We start from the raw sequence: 19,493 nt of genomic DNA on the forward strand, positions 1-19,493 counted from the left end.
TCCGCAAACTGACGAAGACCAAGGGTGGCTTTGCCTCCGCAAACTGACGAAGACCAAGGGTGGCTTTGCYAACGAGAACGCATTGCTCAAGTTGCTGTATGCAGGTATGTTGAAGGCGTCAGAGAAGTGGACGCATCCGGTGCAGAATTGGAACCTGACATTGTCCCAATTGAGCATCCACTTCGAAGGACGGCTCGACGACTACGTAGATCTTTAAACGTTGGGTGACACAGAACTATGAACACCCTCAATTAAGGGGGAGTAACGGGAATTGCTCTCGAATATCAATAACACTATCTGAAAACTCACTTAGATAAAACAGTTGGTTTTCTATCGAAGATGGGAGATGGTGAACTCGCTGAGTTTTCCGATCATAAATCTGAGAACGTCCCATAGCTGATCTAATAAAGTTTCCTTTAATAGAAATAGAACATGTGGCTCTTAAGGGCAAACTTTATTGTCTCTAAACATTTTTACACATGCTGCCCGGCTACCCAGCCGGAACTCCAAGCCCATTGGAAGTTATAGCCGCCGAGCCAGCCGGTGACATCAAGCACTTCACCGATAAAATACAGGCCGGGGATATCTCGCGCTTCAAGGGTTTTTGAGGAAATTGCGTGGGTATCCACCCCACCAAGCGTCACTTCTGCGGTGCGGTAACCTTCAGTGCCATTTGGGGCAATGGACCACTGGTGAAAGTAGTAATGAAGCTGATCGAGCTGCTTGTCATCGAGCTGCTTGAGCGGTTTATCCGGCAAGCTATCGCGCGCAATCAAGACCTCGACCAAGCGTTTGGGGAATAGGCGAGACAGTGAGGTTTTTAAGGTTTGGTTGGGGTGCTTATCACGCATCGCCACCAGCACGTCTTTTAGCGACTCACTGGGGAGTAAATCGATAGTGACCGCTTCGCCCGGTTGCCAAAACGAGGAGGTTTGCAACACCGCCGGTCCCGATAAGCCGCGGTGGGTAAAGAGCAGGTTCTCGCTAAAGCAAACGCCAGACTCGGTGGTGATCGAACACGGCACCGACACCCCAGAAATATCGGCAAAGCGGGTTTTGTCTTCTTGATGCAAGGTATACGGCACCAAGGCAGCGCGGGTGGGCAGTACCTTTAAACCAAATTGCTCGGCAAGCTGGTAACCAAAGGGCGTGGCACCGAGCTTGGGCATGGAAAGGCCGCCCGTGGCGACCACCAACGACTGGCAGCGCACCGGCTCACCATTGAGTTTAAGACGAAAGCCGGCTTCTTCTTGTTCGATATCATGCACTTCACAGCGATAGCGTTGACTGATGCTGGCTTGGTCGCATTCGGCCAAGAGCAGGTTAACGATATCTTTGGCGCTGTCATCACAAAATAACTGGCCGTGGTCACGCTCGTGATAGGCCACACCATGGGTGGCCACTAGGCCAATAAAGTCCCATTGGCTGTATTGCGCCAATGCGGATTTGACGAAGTGCGGGTTCTCACACAAGAAGTTATTGGCGGTGACGTCATAGTTGGTGAAATTGCAGCGTCCTCCGCCCGAGATCAGGATCTTGCGGCCCGGCTTTTTGGCATGGTCCACCACCAAAACGCGGCGGCCACGTTGGCCGGCTTGTGCCGCACACATCAATCCGGCGGCACCGGCGCCAATCACAATTACATCATACTCAGTCACACGCTTACCTGTTTATTCTCTGCTCACCCTGTGGGAGCGGCATTGTAGCAGTCCGCACGTGAGCGGCAAGCGCGATTTAACGCGCCTGCGCGTCAGGCGGTGCCATCATGGCACCTGCGTTTTGCTCAATCATACGAGGGTCCATATGCAACGTACGGGTTGGGAAAGCAATATCCGCACCATGCTGATGAATAATTTCAATCACTTTTAATAACACGTCTTGTTTTACCTGATGATAACGCTGCCAGTTGACCGTTTTGGTGAAGGTGTAAATAAAGAAATCAAGTGAATGCGGGCCAAAACTGTTGAAGTTCACAATCAAGGTTTGCCGCGTTTCAATATCTGCATGCGCTTCTAACATCGCATACACATCATCAATTACCGTACTGATTTTATCGGCGTCTTGATAACGCAGCCCAATGGTTTCGTAAATCCGACGGTTCAGCATCCGCGAGGGGTTTTCCACCACCACGTTACTGAATACCGAGTTGGGCACGTATAAAGGGCGCAAATCAAAGGTGCGCACTACCGTCATGCGAATACCAATTTTTTCCACCGTGCCCTCAATGTTGCGATCGGGGGAGCGCACCCAGTCGCCTACTTTAAATGGCCGATCAAAGTAGATCATCACCCCACCGAAGAAGTTGGAGAGCAAATCTTTGGCGGCAAGACCGACAATTAAGCCCCCCACACCACCAACCGTGAGTAACCCGGAGACACTGACACCCAGGCTTTGTAGCAGCGTAATCACGCCAATGCAGACGGCGAGTGCGCGTAAGACGTTGCCAATGGCGTTAATCGTGGTGTGATCACGGCGCCCTTCGTCAAATAACAGCTGCTCACCACTGTTGACCAATCGAAGCAAAAACCAGATCAATAAGAACACGACCAGCAGTTCTCTGATCACACTCACCCAGCTTAAGTTCAAGTGACCTGCGGTATTATCAAGAAAAATTTCTAGCGCATGAAACGCAGGCCAGCCCCAGATCAAGAGGGAAAATGGCGTATCAATCGCGGGCCACAACACATCATCCCAACGTGTTTGCGTGCGCTCTGCCAGTGCCTTTAAGCGCCCCATCAACACACGCCATATCGCCCAGACGACGGCTCCAAGCCCCATCAAAATGACAATATCTGAGATCCAGTCCCACGCGGCGGCTTGATAGAGTGACTGCCACCATTGGATTAGGCTTTGCATGCTTCCCTCACAATTACGGTGTCTAGGCGTTTATGCTTGTCAGACTAACAAAAAAAATGCTGACCAAGGTCAGCATTTTGTCTAAAGGATGGTTATCCGTTTACCAGCCCGCAAAAGCGACAAGAAAAAAGGTCGCGAGCAAGGCACCGGACAATGCCACATTGAGCATAAACAGGTGACGAACTTTATTGCACTTACCCACAAACAGCTCGTCATGATGGTGCAAGTACTCTTGGCTACGAATGTACTGGTACAGGCGCTTTTGACGCGAAATATCGCCTTGGGGTGAGAGTGAGAAAAAGTTGTTATCTCCACGACAAATTTGCTGATAAAGCAATGGATTGGCGTCGCGTAACATCACAACCAGTGCGCGTAGTGAAGACAAGTAGCGCGCAAAATTAACCAATGTGACGGCAAACACTGCCACAATTAGGATATCACCGTTCATATACATCTCCCTCCGCAACCCAGTGAGGCGGCCGAGGGAGAAAGATAAACTTACAGCCCTGCGGTGCCGTCCATCACTGACGATGAGTCCTCTTGAGCCATGGCAGACAAGTCTTTATCAATAAAGAACAAGGCCTTGCCATCTTCGCCCACCAACTCGATCTTATCGAGTATGCCTTTAAACAGCTTTTCTTCCTCGTGCTGCTCAGCCACGTACCACTGCAGGAAATTAAAGGTTGAATAATCCTGAGTTGTAAACGCAACGTGCGCTAGGCTATTGATCTTTTCCGTGATTAAACGCTCGTGTTGATAGGTTTCACGGAACACTTCGCCCAATGATGCGAACTCGTGGCGCGGTGCGTCGATTGAGCCCAAAATAGGCATCGCACCAGTCTCGCTCACGTAGGTGAAAAGACGCTGCATATGCTGCATTTCTTCCTGCGCGTGCTTATGGAGGAATCGCGCAGCGCCTTCAAATCCTTTGTCTTCACACCAAGCACTCATTTGTAAGTATAGATTTGATGAGAAAAACTCCAAATTGATCTGCTCATTGAGCCTGTCAACCATGGCGGGTGCTAACATATAAAACGTCCTCTTTATTTGGGGTTAGCTGTCATTCTGACCAGCAGCACGTCCCTTTTCAAGCGGATATCGCCGACAAACGTGTGTGGTGCAGAGTCATCTGCCGAATTTATGACAAACATCATTGTCGAATTCTTAATCGGAATGCGATCGCAGTGACTGTTTTTAATACGCAAGCTCGCTAGACTGCGATGACAACCTCACATAAAAAGGATAACTCTATGTCATATAAGCATATTTTGGTTGCTGTTGATTTGTCGGAAGACAGCGAACGTTTGGTTGCCAAAGCCGATTCTCTTGCCCAAGCTGTCGGCGCGAAATTATCACTGGTCCACATCGATGTGAATTACGCCGAGCTTTATACCGGACTTATCGATATTAATTTGGTCGAATCGCGTAACCGCGTCATTGAAGAAGCTCAGCACAAACTAAATCAACTGGCGGGCAACGCACAGGTGCCAGTGACTCATACCCTGGTTAGCAGCGGCGACCTTGCTGAAGAGATCACAGAATCGATTCAAAACATGGGAATTGATTTGGTTGTCGTTGGCCATCACCAAGACTTTTGGAGCTCACTGCTCTCATCTACCAAGCAGCTTATCAACAAAACACCGGTCGATCTGTTGATGGTGCCGATCCGCGACTAATCTCTGGCGTCACACAGGGCGATGAAGGCGGTCAATCCGCCTTCTTTTTGACCTTATTGCACTGTGTTCAGCGAACCAATTGCGTCCCCGTAATGAAACGGTACACTGCCTTTTTATTTACGATATCGAAGGAACCGAGTCATGGGGTATCTTAGCGGGGTCACACTGCTGTGGGCCTTTTCATTTAGTTTGATTGGGGTGTATCTCGCCGGCCAAGTGGACAGTTATTTCGCAGTCCTGATGCGGATTGTACTCGCTGGGTTGGTTTTTTTACCCTTCTTGCGTCCTCGCCAAGTAAGGCCGGCCTTTGCCGCTCAACTGATGCTGGTCGGGGCATGTCAGCTCGGCATCATGTACTGCTTCTTCTATCAGTCTTTCCTATTCTTGTCAGTGCCAGAAGTGCTGCTGTTTACCGTCTTTACCCCGCTCTACGTCACATTGATTTACGATGCCTTGAAGCGTCAGTTTAGCGCGTGGTATCTGGTCACCGCCGCGATGGCGGTGCTCGGCGCCGTGGTGATCCGCTACGCCACCGTCAACCCAGACTTTCTGATCGGCTTTTTGGTGGTGCAAGGGGCGAACCTTTGCTTTGCGATTGGCCAAGTCGGTTACAAATACCTGATTGAGAAGGAACAAACGCCTCTTCCCCAACATGCGGTGTTTGGTTGGTTTTATCTTGGCGCCTTAGTGGTGGGCGTGCTGGCTTTTGCACTGTTGGGCAACAGCGACAAACTGCCTGCTACGCCAACCCAGTGGGGTGTATTAATTTACCTAGGCACTATCGCGTCAGGGCTGGGCTATTTCTTTTGGAACAAAGGCGCTACGCTGGTCAACTCGGGGGCACTCGCGGTGATGAACAATGCGCTTATCCCAGCGGGGATTGTGGTGAACGTGCTGATTTGGAACCGCGACGCGGACCTTCTGCCGCTACTCAGCGGTGGGATACTGATTTTAGCCGCGCTGTGGTTTAACCAAACGTGGGTAAAGCGCCGCGTCGAGGCCCAGCGGGGTGCCGCCCAGCGGTAGGTAGGCCGTCCCAAGACCTCGGTGTCTCAAGTACAAAACAGGCAGGGAAATCCCTGCCTGTTTACTTAGCCGATAAAGAAGGCTCAATCAGATAAAGGCAAACGCGTCTGAGTAGAGATGATCACGACTCACACCGCGCTCTTTACAGAACATGTCGCGTGCCACACCTGCCATTTCAAAACGGCCCGCGATATAAATGTCATAAGCGCCAAGGCTGACAAAATCTTCCATCACCGCTTCTAACACATTGCCCACTTTACCGCGCCACTCGCCTTCAGCTTGCTCCACAACAGGCATAAAGGTAATGTGCGGATGCTGTTCCGCCAATGCTTGCATCTCGTCATGGGCATAAAGCTGACAAGGGGTACGGGCGCCCCAATAAATAAAGATCGGCGACTGTATCTTCTGACTAACACAGTGATCGACCATGCTGCGCACGTAAGAAAAACCGGTCCCGCCAGCAATCAGTAGCAAGGGACGATCGCTCTCTCGCAGCCAAGCATCACCGGCAGGCTCAGTAATTTCAAAGCCCGCTTCACCGCTTTCTAGTACGGCTTTGGCTTTCTCAACCACTTCTAACGCAAACGGATTCTCGTCCGCCGCACCAACGTGCAGCTCGAGTTCACCGCCATTTTGACGACAAGGGCTACTTGCCAGCGAAAACGGGCGCTTATCTTTTTCGCCCATCACCGCCATCACGTATTGCCCTGGTTGATAACGCACCGCTTGCTGCGGCTTCAGGACAATGCGGTAGGTGTGACACGCCAACGGCTCAACGGCTGTCACTTCACATAGTATCGACATTCTGTTCCTCTGTTCGTTTTGCTACAGCCGATGAGGTTATAAGAGGCGGCATCACTACCGCCTTGGGCTGTGTTTTTATCGTTAACGGTGAATGCTAGCGCATTCCAATAGGATTAGTCTAAGATCCCTAATTCATCCCAAATCGCGTCGATGCGCGCAACCACGTCTGGGTCTTTAGCAATGGGCGTGCCCCACTCGCGATCGGTTTCCCCTTGCCATTTGTTGGTGGCATCGAGGCCCATTTTCGAGCCCAGCCCCACCACAGGTGAAGCAAAGTCGAGCGAGTCGATAGGGGTATTTTCCACCATCACGGTATCGCGCGCGGGATCCATACGCGTGGTAATCGCCCAAATGACGTCATTCCAATCACGTGCGTTGACGTCATCGTCACACACTATCACAAACTTGGTGTACATAAACTGACGCAAGAACGACCACACGCCCATCATCACCCGCTTGGCATGACCGGGGTATTGTTTTTTCATAGTCACCACCGCCATGCGGTACGAGCAGCCTTCAGGCGGTAGGTAGAAATCGACAATCTCTGGGAACTGCTTTTGCAAAATCGGCACAAACACTTCGTTAAGTGCCACGCCTAAAACGGCAGGTTCATCCGGTGGACGCCCCGTGTAGGTGCTATGGTAAATCGGTTTTTTGCGCATGGTCAGATGCGTCACAGTGAACACATGGTGACGCTCAACCTCATTGTAATAACCGGTATGATCGCCATACGGCCCTTCATCCGCGTATTCATTGGGGTCGATATAACCTTCCATCACGATTTCCGCACTGGCCGGCACATCCAAATCGTTGCTGATACACTTAGCCACTTCGGTTTTACTGCCGCGCAATAAGCCAGCAAACGCGTATTCCGATAAGGTATCAGGCACCGGTGTCACTGCCCCGAGAATGGTGGCAGGGTCAGCGCCATAAGCCACGGTCACCGGAAACGGTTCATTAGGATGGGTTTGCATCCAATCATGCAAGTCTAACGCGCCGCCGCGATGAGCCAACCAACGCATGATCACTTTGTTTTTGCCAATTTTTTGCTGACGATAAATGCCAAGGTTTTGTCGCTTTTTGTTGGGTCCGCGGGTAATGGTCAGCCCCCAAGTCAGCAAGGGTGCCACATCACCGGGCCAGCAGCGCATCACCGGAATTTTATCCAGATCGACCTCATCGCCGCTCAGCACCACCTCTTGGCAACGCGGACGCCGCACGGTTTTCGCTGGCATGTTGAGCACTTGACGAAACACGGGCAGTTTATCGAGCGCATCTCGAAAGCCTTTGGGCGGCTCAGGTTCTTTCAAGTAGGCAAGCAGTTTACCCACCTCTCGCAGCTCAAGCACATCCTCACGCCCCATGCCCATCGCAACGCGTTTTGGGGTTCCAAAGAGGTTGGCAAGCACGGGCATCTCATAGCCAATCGGGTTTTCGAACAATAACGCCGGACCGCCCGCTCGCAGGGTACGGTCGCATATCTCGGTGATCTCCTGATCAGGGTCCACCGGTTGGGCGATGCGTTTGAGCTCGCCTTGGGCTTCAAGATAATCGATAAAATCGCGCAGATCGGAAAATTTCATATCAGGCTCAACGGGTTAATAAACGCCTTAATGATACCAAGCAAACCGGTATCCGGATCGGTGAAGCGGTGACATTAGCGCGACGACAACGCAGATGCAATGTGCTGACGGCCTAGCGGACCCAACTCGGCTTGTAAGCCGGTTAGCCATTCCCCTTTACCCGCCTCGACGAGCAGTTGCGCTACCTGATCACCTTGGCGCAATGACAACTGTGCCACGAGAAAATCCGCAACCGGCGCTGGCAACGGTGACRAGCTGGCAAGCTGGCGAATCGCGGTGTCGCGCAAAGAGGGATTTCTCGCCGCTGCCATCATTTGGCTCACCGAAAAGCTATCACTCACCTGTCCTTTCAAGGCATGTAAGGCCTCTAAGCTATACGCATCCGTGCCTCGACGCCATAATCGGGCGTACAGTTCCGGATGCTGCGTTTTCTCAGCAAGCACCGCCAAGATCGCGTTGTCAGGCAGCCAGAGTAATCGTGGGTCATGCAGGTATTGCTCGGCCAAATAGGCCAAACCATTGGCCTCACAGTCACCAATCATCGCCACCAAGGCATCACGTCTCCGCGCATAATCTGCGCCGTCAGGTTTCACCCAATCAGCAATCACCAACTGGCGATAGCTTAATAACATGCCGAGCTCTTGGGTCAGTTGCTCGTGCTGATAACGGTTTAATTGCTGACGTGCCGCGGCCGCATAGTGGAAAGCGGGGGTGGTAACCCAATAGCCGTCTTGCTGATGACGTAATAAAAAATGCGGTTGCTGGTGACTAAGATCGCGCAAGAAAGTGCGCCAATCGGGGTTATCCAAACGTGTGGGTGTGGAAAGGAGTCGGAACAAGGTCGCCTCTTGGATCAACGGCGACAGGCTTTGTAGGTGAGCACGCAATCCGTCAATATCATCAGCCATTTGTCGCTGAAACGCGATCGCCATGGCTTGCTGGGTAGAAGGCGTCTCTAATAAGCCATCAATAAACGCCTGCGTCACGATTTGTCCGCTCGGCGTTGACGCCTCCGTGACCGCTGCGCGGCTGGGCATTGTGCCTACGACTAGGCATGCTATCAGCACTAACACGCGAAAACATCTTGCCATCCGTTGCAATCCTGTACCACTTGTAGCAATCCGGCTACATCCATGTAGGGTGAGACCATTGTGCGAAGTCAGCGTTCAATASGCAATAAAAAAGCACTGCCCGCAGACAGTGCTTTTCACAATTACGATCCGGATCAGGAGTTTTGACGTCGCATGGCGTCAAAGAACTCATCATTGGTCTTCGACATGGCCAGCTTATCAATCAAGAATTCCATGCCTTCGATTTCCCCCATTGGGTGGACAATCTTACGCAGGATCCACATCTTCTGTAGTTCATCCGCTTTGGTCAGCAACTCTTCGCGACGAGTGCCAGAGCGCGTGAAGTCGATGGCTGGGAAGACACGCTTCTCAGCAATCTTGCGTGACAGGTGCAGTTCCATGTTACCCGTCCCTTTAAATTCTTCGTAGATGACTTCGTCCATCTTCGAGCCTGTATCCACTAGCGCAGTCGCGATAATGGTCAAGCTACCGCCTTCTTCCACGTTACGGGCCGCACCAAAGAAGCGCTTAGGACGGTGCAAGGCGTTGGCGTCGACACCACCAGTCAATACTTTACCGGAAGACGGTACAACTGTGTTGTAAGCACGCGCCAGACGAGTAATCGAGTCCAGCAGGATCACCACGTCTTTTTTGTGTTCGACCAAACGCTTGGCTTTTTCAATTACCATTTCGGCCACTTGTACGTGACGGCTTGCTGGCTCATCAAAGGTCGATGCCACCACTTCCCCTTTCACCAAGCGCTGCATCTCGGTCACTTCTTCCGGACGCTCATCGATCAACAGCACCATCAACTCACATTCTGGGTGGTTGTAAGCGATACTTTGCGCGATGTTTTGCAGCAGCATGGTTTTACCCGCTTTTGGCGGCGCAACAATCAAACCACGTTGACCTTTACCGATTGGCGAGGCTAAGTCGAGCACACGGGCAGTGATGTCTTCTGTCGAGCCGTTTCCGCGCTCCATCACCATACGTTCGCTGGCGTGCAAAGGGGTTAAGTTTTCGAAGAGGATTTTACTGCGGGCGTTGTCTGGTTTGTCGCTGTTAACTTGGTTAACTTTCAATAGCGCGAAGTAGCGCTCGCCGTCTTTAGGGGGACGAATTTTACCCGCGATGGTATCGCCTGTGCGCAAGTTAAAGCGACGAATTTGGCTTGGCGACACATAGATGTCATCAGGGCCGGCCAAATACGAGCTGTCTGCGCTACGCAGGAAGCCAAACCCGTCTTGAAGAATTTCCAGCACGCCATTGCCGAAAATGTCTTCACCGCTTTTTGCGTGCTGTTTGAGGATCGAGAAAATGATGTCCTGTTTACGCAAGCGAGCTAGGTTTTCGAGTCCCATGCTTTCGCCAAGCGCAACCAGCGTCGAGACGGGTTGAGTCTTCAGTTCGGTAAGATTCATAGTGGTGAGTGTCTTGTTTGTCAAAGTTGAGGTCTGAAATTAGTTAGCGTGTCGAGACCAGTGGCATGTTCGAGAGATGAACAGAAGTACAATTTCCGTGCAATAAGGTAGCACCAAAATGGGGTATCGTCTAGTTGACAGAAAAACAACCGCCACTGGGAGGCAGTGGCGGCCGTCTTAACATTATAGGTTAGCGTCAAGGAACTCTTTCAACTGAGTTTTTGACAATGCACCAACCTTAGTTGCTGCCACGCCGCCATCTTTAAATAGCAGCAATGTCGGGATACCACGGATGCCGAACTTAGGCGGTGTACCTGCGTTCTGGTCAATGTTCAGTTTTCCGATGGTGACTTTACCTTCGTACTCGTCGGCGATTTCGTCCAGGATTGGCGCGATCATTTTACATGGCCCACACCATTCTGCCCAAAAATCAACCAGTACAGGTCCTGCAGCATTTAAAACGTCTGCGTCAAAGCTGTCGTCGGTTAGCTGCAAAATTTTGTCGCTCATCTTCTACTCCAATACATGTTTTTGTTACTGGCTAAATTGCGACCAGTAAATAATGGCACTATTTGACTGGATTCGCTTCCGTATTGCAAGCCTAAGCTGATATTCTATCCGGATGAAAATGACGCATATCACAGAGCAGAAATTTGCCGAGCTCGGCTTGCACGCCGATGTTCTCAAGAGCTTGGAGGCCAAAGGGTTCACCCAATGTACGCCTATCCAAGCAAAGGCATTGCCGGTCCTGCTCACCGGCCAAGACATTGCAGGACAGGCGCAAACGGGGACAGGCAAAACCCTGGCGTTTCTGGCTGCGACGTTTCATCACTTGTTAACCACTGACGCACCAGCGTCACGGAAAACTAACCAACCACGGGCAATCATATTAGCTCCTACGCGCGAATTGGCCATTCAGATCTATAACGATGCGGAACCATTACTTGCGAATACCTCGATCACTGCAGGGCTTGCCTATGGTGGCGAAGGTTATGACAAACAGCAACAGACACTTGAGCAAGGCGTTGATATTTTAATCGGCACCTGCGGCCGTATCATCGACTTCTATAAGAAGAAAGTGATTGATTTGCATGGCATTCAGGCAGTGGTGTTGGATGAAGCGGATCGCATGTTCGATTTAGGCTTTATCAAAGATATTCGCTTCTTGTTTAACCGTATGCCTGCGGCTAACAAGCGCTTGAATATGTTGTTTTCTGCCACCTTATCTTATCGCGTTCAAGAACTGGCCTTCGAGCACATGACCAACCCAGAGCATGTGGTGATCGAGCCAGAACAAAAAACCGGCCATCGCATTAAAGAAGAGCTTTTCCAGCCTTCTAACAACGAAAAAATGCCGTTGTTGCAAACCTTGATCGAAGAAGACTGGCCGGAGCGCGCGATCATTTTTGCTAACACCAAGCATCGCTGCGAGTCAATTTGGGCCCACCTTGCGGCAGACGATCATCGCGTTGGTCTACTGACTGGTGACGTTCCGCAGAAAAAGCGGGTGAAAATCCTCGAGCAATTCACCAAAGGTGAGATTGATTTGTTGGTGGCCACCGATGTCGCTGCGCGCGGCTTGCATATTCCGCAAGTCACCCACGTGTTTAACTACGACTTGCCCGACGATGCTGAAGACTATGTGCACCGCATTGGCCGTACCGGTCGTGCTGGTGCCAGTGGTAGCTCCATCAGCTTTGCCTGTGAAGAATACGCCATCAATTTGCCCGCCATTGAGGAATACATTGAACACAGTATTCCAGTCAGCGAATTTGATCGCAGCGCACTGCTCACGGATTTACCGGCCCCGAAAAAGATAGCCAAACGTCAGGTGAACAGTCGTCGTAATACTGGCAAAAACAACAGCGGCAACAACCGCAACCGTCAACGTCGACGCCCACAAAAGTCGGCATAACATTCGGCAGTTATGAGGTAAGGTCGCGCCATGCGTCGTGATGGAACCACCGCTCACACATCGTCGCTTTATGCGGCGATTGATTTAGGCTCTAACAGCTTTCACATGCTGGTTGTGCGTCAAGTGGCTGGCAGTGTGCAAACGCTCGCTAAAATTAAGCGCAAAGTCCGCTTAGCGGCGGGAATGAACGCACAACGCCAGCTCAGTGATGAAGCCATGCAGCGCGGCTGGGAATGCCTCGCGCTTTTCGCTGAACGATTGCAAGACTTTGAAGCCGATCACATTCGGGTGGTGGCGACAGCCGCATTACGCCGAGCCTCGAACGCTGATGCGTTTCTCGCCAAAGCAAACCAGCTATTAGGCCACAACATCGAGATCATCTCTGGTGAAGAAGAAGCGCGCACCATCTACCAAGGGGTAGCTCATACCTCGGGCGGCCCAGGAAAACGCTTGGTGGTAGATATTGGTGGGGCCAGCACCGAGCTGATCATTGGCCAACAATTCGAGCCCGCGCTACTGCAAAGCCTTAATATGGGCTGCGTGACCTTCCTTGAAGACTACTTTGCCGACCGTGTCCTCAATCAAGCGGCGTTCGATGCCGCAATTGCCGGAGCTAAAGCGGAATTAGCGCCTCATATGGCCGCTTATCGCGCCCTCGGGTGGGATTGTTGCGTAGGCGCCAGCGGAACAGTGCAAGCCTTGCAAGAAATCATGGTCACGCAAGGCATGGACGAAGTCATCACACTGGAAAAACTCCATCGTCTACGCGACCAAGCCATTGCGTGCGGTCAAATGGATGCTCTCGACATTGACGGCCTCACGCTTGAACGCGCCTTGGTTTTCCCAAGCGGCTTATCGATACTGATCGCCATTTTTGAATGCTTGGATGTCACCAGCATGACACTGGCTGGCGGCGCACTCCGTGAAGGTCTGGTGTATGAAATGATGACCGCAATGCGCCACAGCGATATACGCGCGCGCACCATCGCCAGTATTCAATCTCGCTATCAGCTCGATGAAGCGCATGGCATGACGGTAGCACAAACGGCGTTGGACTTACTTCACCAATGCCCGCCTGACTGGGTGCCAGAGCCCCACGCCAGTAGCTTGCTTCATGCCGCAGCCTGTGTGCACGAAATTGGCTTAAGCATTGGCTTTAAACAAGACGGCGACCATGCGGCCTATTTGATCACCCATCTCGACTTACCCGGCTTTACGCGCGCCCAAAAGCAGCTGATTGCCACCTTGCTTCGCTACTACCGTGAGCAACTGGTTCACATTGATGGCCAACATGCTTTGTCAGCGCAAAGTGCCAATCGCCTCCTGCGTTTGCTGCGTTTGGCGGTGATTTTGTGCCACCGCCGAGACAGCCGCGTACGGCCACTCAGTCGCCTTTGTGCAGACGGTGATGCGCTCACCTTAACCTTAGACACCACGTTGCTGGATACCAGCCCATTGCTGAGTGCCGAGCTGGAGCAAGAAGCCTTGCGTCAATCCAGCCTTGGTCAACCGCTGGTAGTGATCACCCACGCCGATGGCGGTGTCTAAATCGCACTCACCCATCCCGTTGAGCACAAAAAGGCCCGCATTGCGCGAGCTCTTATTTGGTCAATCCGCGGAAATACCACTGTGGCGCAGCAGCGCATCAGGGCTTGGCTCACGGCCACGGAAGCGAACAAACAACGCCATCGGCGCTTCGCTTCCCCCACGACTGAGGATATGGTTGAGGAAATCTTCACCGGTTTCGCGATTAAAGATCCCCTCTTCTTCAAAGCGAGAGTAGGCATCGCTCGACAGCACTTCAGCCCATTTGTAGCTGTAATAACCTGCGCTGTAGCCACCCGCAAAGATGTGCCCAAACGCATGCGGGAAGCGATTCCACTCCGGCGTGGGCACCACAGAAACCTGCTCACGTACGGCGTTGAGCCTTTCCATGATCCGTGGACCCACCTCGGGGTCAAATTGACTGAACAAGCTAAAGTCGAACAAGCTGAATTCGAGCTGGCGCAACATCGCCATCGCTGAATTGAAGTTTTTCGCCGCCAGCATCTTCTCTAGCATATCGTCCGGCAAGGCTTCTCCGGTTTGATAGTGGCCCGAGATAAAGCTCAGCGCCTCTTGCTCCCAGCACCAGTTCTCCAAAAACTGACTCGGTAGCTCTACCGCATCCCAAGGCACACCGTTGATCCCCGAGACATCCGCCACTTCGACTTGTGTCAGCATGTGGTGAATGCCGTGACCGAATTCGTGGAACAGGGTTTCAACTTCGTCATGGGTAAACAGCGCAGGATCATCACCGACCGGTGGGTTGAAGTTACAGGTCAAGTACGCCACCGGCGTTTGTAACTCGCCATTTGTTTTACGGCGACGAACGCGACACTCATCCATCCATGCACCGCCACGCTTATTCTCACGTGCGTACAAGTCTAAATAGAAGCTCCCGCGCAGCGTGCCCTGACTGTCGTGAATGTCATAAAAACGCACATCTTCATGCCACGTATCGACACCTTGGCGTTCGGTTACCGTCATGCCAAACACACGCTTCATGACTTCAAACAGGCCACTTAGCACGCGCGATTCTGGAAAGTAAGGACGTAGCGCTTCATCAGAAATCGCATAGCGCGCCTGCTTGAGTTTTTCGCTGTAGTAAGGGATATCCCAAGGCTCCAGCGTCTCTACCCCAAACTCTTGCTTGGCGTAAGCTTTTACTTCCGCGAACTCTCGCTCGCCTTGTGGACTGGCTTTGCTAACCAGCTCATTCAAAAAGCCCATCACCTGCTCGGGGCTCTCTGCCATTTTGGTCGCCAGCGACAACTCGCTGTAATTGTTAAAGCCCAACAAGCGCGCCAGTTCATATTTTAAACGTAGCGACTCGTTCATCAGCTCGGTGTTGTCCCACTGGCCGGCCTGCGGGCCACGWTCAGAGGCTCGCGTTGAGAAAGCTTCATACATTTCTTGACGTAATGCTTGGTTATCGCAGTACATCATGACTGGTAAGTACGAAGGAATATCGAGGGTCAGTAAGTAACCTTGCTGAGATTTACTCTCAGCTTGCGCTTTCGCTGCGTTCAGCGCTGATTCGGGCAAGCCCGCTAACTCACTTTTATCACTCACCAGCTTGCTCCACCCCATGGTGGCATCCAGCACATTGTTGCTAAATGAAGAGGAAAGCTCCGACAAGCGTTTTTGAATTTCACCAAAACGGTGTTGTTGATCGGCAGGCAGCGCAATGCCAGACAGCTCGAAATCACGCAGCGCATCGGTGATGGCTTTTTGCTGGGCCGTATCGAGTGATGAAAAGTCCGCGCTGTCTTTGATGGCTTTGTAGGCGTGATACAAGCCTTTGTGCTGACCGCGCCACGTCGAATATTCCGACAACAGCGGCAGACAGCTTTCGTAGGCTTCACGCAGTGGTTTGCTGTTAACTACCGCGTTCATATGGCTTACTGGCGACCATAAACGGCTGAGACGATCTTCGACTTCGGCGAGCGGAGCACAAACCGTCTCCCAACTTGGCGACGCTTGCTCAGCCGCCTGCTCGACTGCTTGGCGACAATCGGCAATTGCGGCGTCCACTGCCGGCTTAACATGCTCTGGATTGATCGCTGAAAATGGAGGTAAATCCTCAAACTGAAGTAGCGGGTTGGACATAATGCCTTCCTTTTTGCTGACGAGACGCCCGTGCTTCGCGCGTCTATCTAAACGATAAGTGACCTCATGTATATGCCGTCTGTGAGAACGCTTTTCAATCCCCACACTCCAACTTATACAGATTGCGACCGTTACAAAATGATTCTGAGACTGCCGCCACACCACAGGTTTGATAAGCTTACATTCACTCAACCTCAATGGTCAGCGCGGCGCCACTTTACAAGCGACCTGAAACGCGACAAGCTGACCACGAAACAAAAGCCAGAAGCACGCTCGTGCGTATAAGATGGAGAAAGACATGGCGAAGCATTTCGACTACATCTGTATTGGTGGCGGCAGCGGCGGTATTGCCTCTGCCAACCGTGCCGCGATGCACGGTGCCAAAGTCGCCCTGATTGAAGCAAAACACCTCGGTGGAACCTGTGTAAACGTGGGCTGTGTACCCAAAAAAGTGATGTGGCATGGCGCGCAAGTTGCCGAAGCCCTCAATCTTTATGCCCCGGATTATGGATTTGATGTTGAAGTGAAAGGCTTTGACTGGTCAACCTTGATCAATAACCGCGAAGCCTACATTGGCCGTATCCACAAAGCCTACGAAAACGTGTTGGGTAAAAACAACATTGATGTCATTCACGGCTTTGCGCGCTTTGTCGATAACAAAACCGTCGAGGTGGACGGCGAACACTACACCGCCGATCATATCTTGATTGCGGTTGGTGGCACCCCCACGATTCCGAACATTCCCGGTGCTGAACATGGCATCGACTCAGATGGTTTCTTTGCCCTCACCGAACAACCTAAGCGTGTCGCCGTAGTCGGTGCTGGCTATATTGCGGTTGAAATCGCAGGCGTACTGCATGCGCTAGGGTCAGATACCCACTTGTTTGTGCGCAAAGACCGTCCGCTGCGAAGCTTTGACCCCTTGGTGACTGACACCTTGGTCGAAGTGATTGAAAAAGAAGGCCCGACTCTGCATACCCAGTCGGTGCCTGTCTCTGTCACCAAAGAAAGCGACGGCAGCCTGACCCTTGCGTTCGAGAACGGCACCACGCATAACACAGACACACTGATCTGGGCGATTGGCCGCCATCCAACCACCGACAAGATCAATTTGGCCGCGACCGATGTACAAACCACCGCGGACGGCTACATTAAGGTAGACCCTTACCAAACCACCAGCGTGCCGGGCATTTACTGTGTCGGTGACATTATGGATGGTGGCATTGAGCTCACCCCTGTGGCGGTAAAAGCAGGTCGTCTGCTCTCGGAGCGCCTATTCAATGGCCAGAGCGAGGCAAAAATGGACTATGACCTCGTCCCAACCGTGGTATTTAGCCATCCGCCAATCGGCACTATTGGCTTGACCGAGCCCGAAGCGCGCGCCAAATATGGGGATGACAATATCAAGGTCTACACCTCGACGTTTGCTGCGATGTATACGGCCGTCACCCAGCACCGCCAACCTTGTAAAATGAAACTAGTGTGTGCCGGTGACGATGAAAAAGTCGTGGGCCTTCACGGTATCGGCTTCACCGTCGATGAAATGATCCAAGGATTTGCCGTCGCGATGAAAATGGGAGCGACAAAAGCAGATTTTGACAGTGTGGTCGCGATTCACCCGACCGGTTCAGAAGAGTTTGTTACCATGCGCTAAACCCGGTATCGGTAAGAGCAACGCCGAGCACTGTGCTCGGCGTTTTTATTTACTCCACTGCGCACAAAAGCGTGCCAAGCCTTCTTTGATATCCACCAACAACACGGACGCGGCATCAGCATTATCCTGTTTTGCTGCCAGCTCCAAGGCTAACGCTTGTTGTTGCAGTTCAATCGCCGCTAGGTTACTGGCACTACCCTTTAGCTTGTGCGCTTCACGCGCCAAGTTAGCAAAATCTGCCACTGCAATCTGTTGTGCCATGGTTGGAAGCTGCTCCTCAGTCTCTTCGACAAAGATGGTACAGGCTTCATCGAGCAAGGCTTGGCTATCCATCAACCGACTTAAGGCTTCCTCTTTGTCCCACACGCTTGCGTCGTGATCTGTCTTTCCGTGGCTGTCACTCATGCTCAATCCTTTTTTACTGAAGACGGTGATTCACCTACAAGCGACAAGGGCTTGTTGATTAGCTTATCATCACCTTGTTTCTAATCGTTACTAAGATTAACCGCCTGCGTCTAGCACATTGTAGATGTGGCAAAACTCAGGTCCAATCATGCTCGCTTTTCCCCCAATATCAATAATAGAAGTGAGTGCGAATCATGATGGATATGTTGCCTTGGTTAATCGTTTCTGGCCTGATCGTTTCCGTTATCACGGGTCTGTTGACCGTGTTGATGGTTAAAGGCCTCGATTAATCACCGCTGACTCCATGGGTAACCATGGAGTCTATTCCTGTACCTTCAGGCTAGGCGTTTTTACTGGCTTTGGCCTTTTTCTTCTCTTTTTTGCTTTTTGCCGTCTTTGTGCTTTTCTTACCCTTTTTCAGGGCTTTTTTGGTTAGCTTTTCATCCTTGGCTTTTTTCTTCACCTTTTTCGTCACTGATTCAGACGATGCAGGCAAAGGCGTAGGTCGACACAAATAGCTTTTATCTCTGGCCACACGCGCACATTTACTGCACGCCACGCAAGGCGGCGAAACAATCGTCGCGAGCAGCTCTAACTCAGCATCCACATCTCCGCGACGCCATTTACACAGCGACTTAGCCACCTAACGCTCCACCGTAAGTGCTGCATTGATATACATATCAAAGCGGTTTTTCTTTGTCTCAATGCTCGAATGGGGGGCCATGCCGGCTAACGGCTCAGCATAATCTGGGCGTTTAACCACCACACGACTGCGTGCCAGTGCCAATGCAGGGTCTAACAGGTTATCTGCATCTGTGTCCGCCCCGACTAAGGATTGAAAGACACGCATTTCTTTTTTGACTAACGCGGCCTTTTTTTTATGCGGATACATGGGGTCAAGATAAACCACATCTGGCCGCTGTAGCCCGGGTGTTTGCGCCATCTCGGTGAGAGCCTGCGCGCTGCTTGCATGCAACAAGGTCATGCGTGCGCGCATCCAAGTGCCAATTTCTGCATCCTGATAAGCGCGCTGCAGACCATCATCCAACAACGCTGCCACCACAGGATGACGTTCAATCAACTGTACCTCACAGCCAAGCGAGGCAAGAACAAACCCATCACGCCCAAGCCCAGCGGTGGCATCAAGAACACGCGGTGTCACGCCTTTATTTAATCCCACCGCTTTCGCGATCGCTTGGCCTTTGCCACCACCAAACTTACGGCGATGACCGACCGCCCCGTCGACAAAATCAACGTAGACCGCCCCTAATTTAGGCTCATCTTGTTTGCGAAGCTCCAACCGTGTCTCTGTCATCACCAACGCAAACGGCGAATCATCCTCATGAGTGAGTGACCACTTACTTGTTAGCCTTTCAAATTCTTGTTGTTTCTCTGCCACATCACAGATAAGGGTCAGTTGCACGTTGGATCT

Annotated in this window: 17 protein-coding genes and 2 pseudogenes; 6 read left to right on the forward strand and 13 right to left on the reverse strand. The window is 51.8% G+C overall.

Annotated elements, in window-relative coordinates:
• Window positions 1-217: pseudogene (locus BZJ18_RS11285) on the forward strand (hypothetical protein); the annotation flags it as partial.
• A 256-nt stretch (window positions 218-473) separates the two neighbouring features.
• Here the strand turns inward: BZJ18_RS11285 and BZJ18_RS11295 are convergent.
• The 4 genes from BZJ18_RS11295 to ftnA form a co-directional block, all read right to left on the reverse strand.
• Complete coding sequence (locus tag BZJ18_RS11295; protein ID WP_077456801.1) at window positions 474-1,658, reverse strand: NAD(P)/FAD-dependent oxidoreductase; 1,185 nt, start codon at window positions 1,656-1,658, stop codon at window positions 474-476.
• 76 nt (window positions 1,659-1,734) lie between these two features.
• Complete coding sequence (locus tag BZJ18_RS11300) at window positions 1,735-2,856, reverse strand: mechanosensitive ion channel family protein (RefSeq protein ID WP_077456803.1); 1,122 nt, start codon at window positions 2,854-2,856, stop codon at window positions 1,735-1,737.
• A gap of 100 nt (window positions 2,857-2,956) precedes the next feature.
• Entirely contained in the window at window positions 2,957-3,304 is a 348-nt protein-coding gene (locus tag BZJ18_RS11305) for a universal stress protein UspB (RefSeq protein ID WP_077456805.1), read from the reverse strand.
• Between the two features lie 50 nt (window positions 3,305-3,354).
• Entirely contained in the window at window positions 3,355-3,885 is a 531-nt protein-coding gene (gene ftnA, locus BZJ18_RS11310; protein ID WP_069590230.1) for a non-heme ferritin, read from the reverse strand.
• Window positions 3,886-4,106: 221 nt separating this feature from the next.
• On the opposite strand from ftnA, the gene BZJ18_RS11315 reads away from it, so the two are divergent.
• Both BZJ18_RS11315 and BZJ18_RS11320 read left to right on the forward strand, forming a co-directional pair.
• On the forward strand, window positions 4,107-4,532 hold the full coding sequence (locus BZJ18_RS11315; protein ID WP_069590228.1) for a universal stress protein: 426 nt from the start codon (window positions 4,107-4,109) through the stop codon (window positions 4,530-4,532).
• 141 nt (window positions 4,533-4,673) lie between these two features.
• Window positions 4,674-5,558: a carboxylate/amino acid/amine transporter gene (locus BZJ18_RS11320; protein WP_077456807.1), complete on the forward strand. Its 885-nt coding sequence runs from the start codon at window positions 4,674-4,676 to the stop codon at window positions 5,556-5,558.
• An 87-nt stretch (window positions 5,559-5,645) separates the two neighbouring features.
• Here the strand turns inward: BZJ18_RS11320 and fre are convergent, their stop codons facing one another.
• The 5 genes and pseudogenes from fre to trxA form a co-directional block, all read right to left on the reverse strand.
• Entirely contained in the window at window positions 5,646-6,362 is a 717-nt protein-coding gene (gene fre / locus BZJ18_RS11325; RefSeq protein WP_077456809.1) for an NAD(P)H-flavin reductase, read from the reverse strand.
• Between the two features lie 131 nt (window positions 6,363-6,493).
• A pseudogene (ubiD, locus tag BZJ18_RS11330) lies at window positions 6,494-7,945 on the reverse strand (4-hydroxy-3-polyprenylbenzoate decarboxylase); the annotation flags it as partial.
• Window positions 7,946-8,019: 74 nt separating this feature from the next.
• Window positions 8,020-8,931 carry a hypothetical protein gene (locus tag BZJ18_RS11335; protein ID WP_131825283.1) on the reverse strand — a complete coding sequence of 304 codons (912 nt, stop codon included), beginning with the start codon at window positions 8,929-8,931 and terminating at the stop codon, window positions 8,020-8,022.
• A 239-nt stretch (window positions 8,932-9,170) separates the two neighbouring features.
• A complete protein-coding gene (rho, locus tag BZJ18_RS11340; protein WP_069590220.1) occupies window positions 9,171-10,436 on the reverse strand; it encodes a transcription termination factor Rho in 1,266 nt (421 codons plus the stop codon).
• Between the two features lie 183 nt (window positions 10,437-10,619).
• A complete protein-coding gene (gene trxA / locus BZJ18_RS11345) occupies window positions 10,620-10,946 on the reverse strand; it encodes a thioredoxin TrxA (RefSeq protein ID WP_069590219.1) in 327 nt (108 codons plus the stop codon).
• 112 nt (window positions 10,947-11,058) lie between these two features.
• Between trxA and rhlB the strand changes: the two genes are divergently transcribed.
• Both rhlB and gppA read left to right on the forward strand, forming a co-directional pair.
• A complete protein-coding gene (rhlB, locus tag BZJ18_RS11350) occupies window positions 11,059-12,351 on the forward strand; it encodes an ATP-dependent RNA helicase RhlB (RefSeq protein ID WP_077456815.1) in 1,293 nt (430 codons plus the stop codon).
• Between the two features lie 30 nt (window positions 12,352-12,381).
• Complete coding sequence (gene gppA, locus BZJ18_RS11355) at window positions 12,382-13,899, forward strand: guanosine-5'-triphosphate,3'-diphosphate diphosphatase (protein ID WP_077456817.1); 1,518 nt, start codon at window positions 12,382-12,384, stop codon at window positions 13,897-13,899.
• Window positions 13,900-13,959: 60 nt separating this feature from the next.
• Here the strand turns inward: gppA and prlC are convergent, their stop codons facing one another.
• Window positions 13,960-16,002 carry an oligopeptidase A gene (prlC, locus tag BZJ18_RS11360; RefSeq protein ID WP_077456819.1) on the reverse strand — a complete coding sequence of 681 codons (2,043 nt, stop codon included), beginning with the start codon at window positions 16,000-16,002 and terminating at the stop codon, window positions 13,960-13,962.
• A 298-nt stretch (window positions 16,003-16,300) separates the two neighbouring features.
• On the opposite strand from prlC, the gene gorA reads away from it, so the two are divergent.
• Window positions 16,301-17,656 (forward strand): glutathione-disulfide reductase, encoded by a 1,356-nt coding sequence (gene gorA / locus BZJ18_RS11365; protein ID WP_077456821.1) that lies wholly within the window; start codon window positions 16,301-16,303, stop codon window positions 17,654-17,656.
• Between the two features lie 45 nt (window positions 17,657-17,701).
• On the opposite strand, the gene BZJ18_RS11370 is transcribed toward gorA, so the two are convergent.
• The 3 genes from BZJ18_RS11370 to BZJ18_RS11380 all read right to left on the reverse strand — a co-directional run bounded on the left by BZJ18_RS11370 (window position 17,702) and on the right by BZJ18_RS11380 (window position 19,484).
• A complete protein-coding gene (locus tag BZJ18_RS11370) occupies window positions 17,702-18,061 on the reverse strand; it encodes an Hpt domain-containing protein (RefSeq protein WP_077456823.1) in 360 nt (119 codons plus the stop codon).
• A 340-nt stretch (window positions 18,062-18,401) separates the two neighbouring features.
• Entirely contained in the window at window positions 18,402-18,704 is a 303-nt protein-coding gene (locus BZJ18_RS11375; protein WP_077456825.1) for a hypothetical protein, read from the reverse strand.
• Entirely contained in the window at window positions 18,705-19,484 is a 780-nt protein-coding gene (locus BZJ18_RS11380; RefSeq protein WP_077456827.1) for a class I SAM-dependent methyltransferase, read from the reverse strand.
• Window positions 19,485-19,493 lie beyond the last annotated feature (9 nt).

The organism is Salinivibrio sp. IB872, assembly GCF_001995345.1.
Lineage (GTDB): Bacteria > Pseudomonadota > Gammaproteobacteria > Enterobacterales > Vibrionaceae > Salinivibrio > Salinivibrio proteolyticus.